The sequence below is a fragment of the Methanomethylovorans sp. genome (assembly GCF_050177135.1).
Taxonomy (GTDB): domain Archaea; phylum Halobacteriota; class Methanosarcinia; order Methanosarcinales; family Methanosarcinaceae; genus Methanomethylovorans.
On sequence record NZ_JBFXHJ010000125.1, the window covers coordinates 1 to 6,392 of the forward strand.

The following is a 6,392-nucleotide window of genomic DNA, read 5'->3' on the forward strand; positions in this document are numbered from 1 at the left end:
ATGCCTGATCTTTCAGACGTTGCTCCTCTTGTTCCTGGTCCTTTCAATGCAGCTTCTTCTGAACCTTCTGCTCCTTCGTCTCCTTCGTTCGTGCTGCCTGATCTTTCAGACGTTGCTCCTCTTGTTCCTGGTCCTTTCAATGCAGCTTCTTCTGAACCTTCTGCTCCTTCGTCTCCTTCGTTCGTGCTGCCTGATCTTTCAGACGTTGCTCCTCCTGTTCCCGGTCCTTTCAATGCAGCTTCTTCTGAACCTTCTGCTCCTTCGTCTCCTTCGTTCGTGCTGCCTGATCTTTCAGATGTTGCTCCTCCTGTTGCCGGTCCTTTCAATGCAGCTTCTTCTGAACCTTCTGCTCCTTCCTCTCCCTTGTTTGTGATGCCTGAACTCTCGGATAGTTTAGGGCATTCAAATGCATCTCTCTTTGAGATGCCCCCTGCCATGCCTGTACCTGCTTCAGGAAATGATATGCAAATGCCTCCATTTGCTGCAGCAGATCCGTCATCCTCAGGGATACAAATGCATCCCGTACCTCCCTTGGGATCAGATGTCGTCCAAAATCCTGCCCGGATAAATGACAGCTTTAAAATGAACTCAAGCAGTATGCCCGTGAATGAGCGGCTTCAAAGTAACATCCTTATGTATCTGCCACATGGTGCACGGATAAAAAGGTCCATCATCAAAGGACTTGTGTCCAAGAAGTTCAGTGCAGAAGAAATCGATGCACAGATAAATCTCATGATCTCAGATCGTTCTTTGCAGGTAGAAATAGAAGATGGTGTAGAATATCTGCTCAGGCCTTAATGTATCTAATTCAGATGCGACCTTTTCCATAAATAATGTCAGAGCCAGAACGTCCTGAGCCAGCGCATTGAATACATGTCCTCTTATCATGGTTAAAGCACCGTACACATACATTTTTTCCACAAAAGGAGCAAGTGTACATTTTTCCGGCCATGCTGCATATGTTGCAGATACCTGTGATTTCCATAGATTACCTCCAAAAATTCTTAACAGGTATTTGTGATCTATAGTGTATGAAAAAATATAACTGTGCAGGTTTTTTCTGCACATCATTCGAAGATAGCACCTTTGCTTGCAGAACTTACATATTTCCTGTATCTTGCAAGATAGCCAGTGATCTTCTTCTCCGGGGGCTTGAACGTTGCTTTTCTTTTTGCCAGCTCTTCCTCAGATACTTTCAGGTCAAGTTTCCTCGCAGGGATATCGATCTCAATGATATCTCCCTCCTGCACCAGGGCAATGGGGCCACCTTCCTGGGCTTCAGGGGATACATGGCCTATACATGGGCCACGGGTACCACCGGAGAACCTGCCATCAGTGACAAGAGCTACTGATTCTATTAGTCCCATTCCAGCAATTGCGGATGTGGGGGAGAGCATTTCTCTCATTCCTGGCCCACCTTTTGGTCCCTCATAGCGGATGACAACAACGTCTCCGGATTTGATCTTTCCTGCAAGGATGGCTGCCATAGCGGTCTCCTCGCTGTCAAAGACCTTCGCAGGGCCGCTGTGCTTAAGCATCTTTGGACTGACTGCAGCCTGTTTTACTACTGAACCATCTGGTGCAAGACTTCCCTTAAGTACTGCGATCCCACCCTCTTCATGGAAGGGTGAGTCAAGTGTCTTAATGACCTGAGCATTCATCTTGGGGTTAAGGACCACAAAACCTTCCAGGTTCTCACCAACGGTTTTTCCTGTAACTGTTATCTGATCAAGATGCATTTTTGTGCTAAGCTTCCGGATGATGGCCTGTATTCCTCCTGCCCTGTCAAAGTCCAGCATATAGTTTATGCCTCCGGGCTTCAGGGATGTAATATGAGGGGTGGTGCGGCTAAGCTTATCAAAAGTATCCAATGTGAGCTGCAGTCCGAAAGCATGAGCAATGGCAGGCAAGTGCAGTGTGGTGTTCGTACTTCCACCAATTGCCATATCAACCATGATAGCGTTCTCAAAGGCTTCCATGGTGACTATCTTTCGGGCGGTGAGCCCTTCCTTTACCATGGCAACGATACGCTCGCCTGAGGTCTTGGCCAGGCGTGTCTTCTTTGCATCTACTGCGTGTGTTGTGGCGCAGCCTGGAAGGCTCAGCCCAAGGGCTTCGGTCATGCATGCCATGGTGTTGGCGGTATACATGCCTGCACATGACCCGGCCCCTGAACAGGCACATTCTTCAAGTTGCTGGAGCTTATCATCTGCCATTTTCTCAGAGCGGCATGCGCCAACTCCCTCAAAGACAGATATAAGGTCTCTGTATTCATCGTCCACAAATCCCGGCATCATGGGACCGCCGGTCACGACGATGGTGGGAATATCGAGTCTTCCGGCAGCCATGAGGTGTCCGGGTGTGATCTTGTCACATGCTGTTATCATGACCATCGCGTCCAGCTGATGTCCCTGGAGCACGAGTTCAATGGAATCTTCAATAGCTTCGCGGCTTGGAAGAGAATACTTCATTCCTTCATGGCCCATTGCGATCCCATCACATATCCCGATGGTATGGAATTCAAAAGGAACGCCACCTGCACTCCTTATGCCTGCCTTTACTGCTTCTGATAGCTTGTCCAGGTGAATGTGTCCTGGTATCAGTTCTGTCCATGAGTTGACCACAGCAATGAAGGGTCTTTCCATTTCTGCATCTGTTAGACCTGTTGCCCTGAGCAGGGAACGGTTGGGTGCACGTTCTATTCCTTTCTTGGTCTTATCGCTTCTCATATGATAACCTCATGGTCTTGGATTGTAAAACTAGTTAGGTTATGTGCAAGATATATAAATAGGCAACCAGGTTTATGCATAGTAATTCATCTGTCGCCAGCGAGCTTCAGCTGAGAACCTTCCGAGGAAAAATGAAAGCGCTTATCATTGATGGTTATGTGGATGAACCAGCCTGTTTTGGTGTTCCTCCTTATATCTCTCCTTATATCAGATACCTTGCTGGAGCAATGCGGGAGCAGGGCATTCATATGCAGGACATTTTCTATTCCGCTATCGACAGCATAAGGCTCAACCCCAAGGTCCATGAGAAGATCATCAGGGAAGCAGATCTTGTTGTGATAATTGCCGGAATGACCGTACCGGGAAAGTACCTCCGTTCCACACCTGTCAGCTTAGAAGAATTGCATATCCTTAGTCGTACTGCAACAGGCAAGGTGGTACTGGGAGGCCCTATCAGATTAGGTTTCAGTTCAGAGGGTGGCAAGAGGGCATCCAGTTTATCGGGACTGGAAAATGCCTATTGTTGCGGAGCTGATGTAGAAGCATTCGTGTATGATCTGTTAAATGATGGGAAGTTAGAAGACCCCGTAAATGTAACTGAGCGTTTCAGGTCCGTGCAGGATATCGGCAGATGGGCGAAAAAAGGGGCTTTCATAATCAGGCAACATCCGGATTATCCTGATGTTATGTGTGAACTTGAGACTTACAGAGGATGCGGACGCAGAAAACATTGTTCTTTCTGCACTGAACCTTTCTATGGAAAACCAGACCATAGGCCTGTAGAAGATGTGATCGCGGAGGTCCAGGCTCTATATGAAGAAGGTGCCCGATATTTCCGTATTGGACGGCAGCCTGATCTGCTATCGTATCAGTCTAAGGATAAGGGAGGGGACTTGCCTGTTCCTTATCCCATGGCAATTGAATCTCTTTACAGGGGAATACGTGCTGTAGCTCCCGGCCTGCAGGTATTGCACATGGATAATGCCAATCCTGCGACAATAGCTGCTTTTCCAGATGAAAGTGAGGAGATACTTACTACTATAGTTAAATATCACACTTCTGGAGATGTGGCTGCTATGGGTATGGAAAGTGCTGATCCTGACGTGATCAGAAGAAATGGTCTCAAGGTAATGCCATATGAGATGCTCAGTGCTATAGAGCTTATTAACGAAATTGGAGTAAAAAGAGGGACAAGTGGGATGCCTGAACTTCTTCCTGGTCTTAATTTCGTGCATGGGCTAATGGGAGAAACAAAAGAAACTTTCAGACTCAATTATGATTTCCTTAAAAAGGTGCTTGATTCTGAATTATTGCTTCGCCGAATCAACATCAGGCAGGTTATAGCTTTTGAGGGAACTCCAATGTTCGGGAATGACGCTGCAGTTGGCAGGCATAAGAAAGAATTCCTGCGTTATAAAGAGAAGGTCAGAAAGGACATCGATCTTCCCATGTTACGAAAAGTAGTGCCAGCAGGAACAATCCTGCGGAATGTACTGCTTGAAGTAAACGACGGGAATACAACTTTCGGACGTCAGATGGGTTCCTATCCTTTACTTATTGGTATTCCGGCAAAAAGGGCAACAGGGCATTATACAGACGTAACGGTAATTGATCACGGATTCCGTTCTGTAACTGCAATATCATATCCTCTTAATGTTAATAATGCAGAACTGGGACTTTTGCAAAGAGTCCCCGGAATGGGCAAAGCAATGGCAGCAAACATCTTCAGAGAAAGACCTTATAAAAACACTCAGGAACTCATGGATAAAACAGGTGTTAAATCAGATATTCTGAGATATATTGAGATATAAGCTCCTGATCTATTTGAACATGCGCTTGATATAATCAGTATCTTTTATTATTTTCAGGCTCACGAATCCGCCTACTGCCAGGTTCATGTAGAATGTTATTGCTCTCCATGCCACAACAACAATTCCTATAAGCGACGAGCCTACAAAGAAAGAGAAAAGTGTCGAAGCACCGAGTTCAGCCACTCCCCCTGCACCCGGGGTGATCGATACTACCATTATGACCATCAGGATTATCTGGGAAGCATAGGCTACAAGGGGCTGAAACTGCTGGTTCAATCCAACCAGGAGTACTGGGAGTACGGCAAAGTCCAAAGCCCACACTATGACGGTACATCCCATGCCTGATAATAAACCTTTTCGTCCCTCTTTTATGAATATTGCAACGCTGTCGTGTAAGTGTTCCAGTTCTGTATCAACACGCTCCAGGATACCGGGCAGCATAGTTTCTGTCTTTTTTCCAAATAAGCGACTATAAAGATGAACGAGGAAATACATGACCTTACGGGTTTGTTTTGGTTTCCAAAGTCCATAGATCAATATTGAGAATAGGCACAAAAGAACTATTTCTCCTATCATAAAGGCTGTGTCGATGTTTGTGTTTGCACCGGCACTTGTCAGGAATTCTCTCATCACGTACAAAGAAAGGGGAACAAGTGATAATATCAGGAGTGCATCCATCAGCCGTTCTCCAAGGATCACAGCAGTTGCCTTGCCAAGGGGAATAGCTCTTCTGTTTAACAGATGAACACGTAAAGGCTCCCCTGCTACCGCTGCAGGGGTGATGGCTGCCACAAACATGCTTGAAGTGACTATCTTAGTAGCTTCCTTTATACTAATGTCATATCCTAAAGCCCCACACATCGTTTTGATCCGGATGCCTTGCATAAATAAAGAAAATATGTGTAATAGCACAGCCAGAATTATGTATTCAGTTTTGATCTGAACGATAGCTTCCAGAGTGCTGGCATCAAAAGTTAATGCTATTACCAAGGCCCCTGAGATAAGGCTGATGAGAAGTGATATTAAAATCCATTTTTTTAATTTGTTCATATTTGCACAGCCCGAGGGCAGGAACAAAAAAGATGTCAGAAGCGACTGACAATATTCTCCTTGACGCTCACTCCTTCCTTTATTGTTTGTTTTGGCCAGATCTTTACATTAGAATGTATTGTAGCTCCACTGCCTACTACTACATCGGGTCCGATCACAGTTCCATTTTCCAGGCTGCAGTTGTTACCTACTGTTGTGCGGTTGTCGATGATGCTACCAGATACATTTGTGTTCTTTCCGACGGTCACATCATTGAAAATATAAGATGATAATATCCTGCTGTCATCGTCTATCGTACAATTTGAACCAATGGTCGTATATGGTCCGATGAGTACGTTATCCCCAATAACTGTGTTCTCACCTATGATGATAGGTCCCACAATAGCTGAATTAGAGCCTACGGATACGTTGTGACCAAGGTGTAAGGGGCCATTGATACGGGCGTCCTTGGTGGTAAAGCGCCCTTCTATAATTGTTCCCGGCATTCCTGCCAGCATCCAGCGTTGTGCCTGTCTGTAGGCAGCAGGACTTCCGACATCTGTCCAATTTCCTCTGGCAAGCACTCCATTGATATTTTCCCCATTTTTAAGGAGCTTTGGGAACAGGTCACGGGCGAAATCATATGCCTGTTTTTCAGGTATCATGTCTAAGATATCAGGGTCGCACATGTAGATACCGGTACTTGCAAGATTACTGAATATTTCACCGGGGCCCGGTTTTTCCAGAAAACGGTGTATCCTGTTGTTCACATCCATATCTGCGATACCGAATTCACTCGGGTCATCGATAGAGAGGAGTGCAA

7 protein-coding genes are annotated in these 6,392 nt (G+C 45.9%); 2 read left to right on the forward strand and 5 right to left on the reverse strand.

The window, feature by feature from the left end; all coding sequences use genetic code 11:
* Nucleotides 1-437, reverse strand: a 437-nt coding sequence (locus AB7U21_RS09425; protein WP_428388578.1) for a hypothetical protein, incomplete at its 3' end; no start/stop codon positions are given.
* Here AB7U21_RS09425 and AB7U21_RS09430 point away from each other — a divergent pair.
* The gene (locus AB7U21_RS09430; RefSeq protein ID WP_428388580.1) at nucleotides 436-798 is read left to right on the forward strand and encodes a hypothetical protein; all 363 of its coding nucleotides are present in this window, start codon (nucleotides 436-438) and stop codon (nucleotides 796-798) included. The genes AB7U21_RS09425 and AB7U21_RS09430 overlap by 2 nt on opposite strands.
* Here the strand turns inward: AB7U21_RS09430 and AB7U21_RS09435 are convergent.
* Both AB7U21_RS09435 and ilvD read right to left on the reverse strand, forming a co-directional pair.
* Complete coding sequence (locus tag AB7U21_RS09435; RefSeq protein WP_428388582.1) at nucleotides 739-1,071, reverse strand: hypothetical protein; 333 nt, start codon at nucleotides 1,069-1,071, stop codon at nucleotides 739-741. The genes AB7U21_RS09430 and AB7U21_RS09435 overlap by 60 nt on opposite strands.
* Entirely contained in the window at nucleotides 1,068-2,729 is a 1,662-nt protein-coding gene (gene ilvD, locus AB7U21_RS09440; protein ID WP_428388584.1) for a dihydroxy-acid dehydratase, read from the reverse strand. The genes AB7U21_RS09435 and ilvD overlap by 4 nt, the downstream gene beginning before the upstream one ends.
* 74 nt (nucleotides 2,730-2,803) lie before the next feature.
* Between ilvD and AB7U21_RS09445 the strand changes: the two genes are divergently transcribed.
* Nucleotides 2,804-4,540 (forward strand): radical SAM protein, encoded by a 1,737-nt coding sequence (locus AB7U21_RS09445; RefSeq protein WP_428388586.1) that lies wholly within the window; start codon nucleotides 2,804-2,806, stop codon nucleotides 4,538-4,540.
* A gap of 9 nt (nucleotides 4,541-4,549) precedes the next feature.
* On the opposite strand, the gene AB7U21_RS09450 is transcribed toward AB7U21_RS09445, so the two are convergent.
* Together AB7U21_RS09450 and AB7U21_RS09455 are read right to left on the reverse strand one after the other, a co-directional pair.
* Entirely contained in the window at nucleotides 4,550-5,590 is a 1,041-nt protein-coding gene (locus tag AB7U21_RS09450) for a lysylphosphatidylglycerol synthase transmembrane domain-containing protein (RefSeq protein WP_428388588.1), read from the reverse strand.
* A 35-nt stretch (nucleotides 5,591-5,625) separates the two neighbouring features.
* Nucleotides 5,626-6,392 (reverse strand): sugar phosphate nucleotidyltransferase (locus tag AB7U21_RS09455; RefSeq protein ID WP_428388590.1); only part of this gene is annotated, 767 nt, incomplete at its 5' end.